Annotated in this window: 1 rRNA gene; it reads left to right on the top strand. The window is 51.7% G+C overall.

The features are described from left to right. Positions 1–596: ribosomal RNA gene (locus I2F62_RS13105) — 23S ribosomal RNA — on the top strand; the annotation flags it as partial.

Genomic DNA, 596 nt, shown 5'->3' with positions numbered 1-596 from the left:
GATAGGGGTGAAAGGCTAATCAAGCCTGGTGATAGCTGGTTCTCCCCGAAAGCTATTTAGGTAGCGCCTCGGACGAATACCATAGGGGGTAGAGCACTGTTTCGGCTAGGGGGTCATCCCGACTTACCAAACCGATGCAAACTCCGAATACCTATGAGTACTATCCGGGAGACAGACTGCGGGTGCTAACGTCCGTAGTTAAGAGGAAAACAATCCAGACCGCCAGCTAAGGCCCCAAAATCATAGTTAAGTGGGAAACGATGTGGGAAGGCATAGACAGCTAGGAGGTTGGCTTAGAAGCAGCCACCCTTTAAAGAAAGCGTAATAGCTCACTAGTCGAGTCGGCCTGCGCGGAAGATGTAACGGGGCTAAAACTATGTGCCGAAGCTGCGGATTCGACATTAGTCAAGTGGTAGGGGAGCGTTCTGTAAGCCGATGAAGGTGTATTGAGAAGTATGCTGGAGGTATCAGAAGTGCGAATGCTGACGTGAGTAACGACAAAACGGGTGAAAAACCCGTTCGCTGAAAGACCAAGGGTTCCAGTCCAACGTTAATCGGGGCTGGGTGAGTCGACCCCTAAGGCGAGGCCGAAAGGC

Source organism: Acinetobacter sp. MD2(2019) (assembly GCF_035615615.1).
Classification (GTDB): Bacteria; Pseudomonadota; Gammaproteobacteria; order Pseudomonadales; family Moraxellaceae; genus Acinetobacter.
The sequence above is the reverse complement of the archived record's forward strand: the minus strand, read 5'-3'. Positions and strand labels throughout refer to the sequence as shown.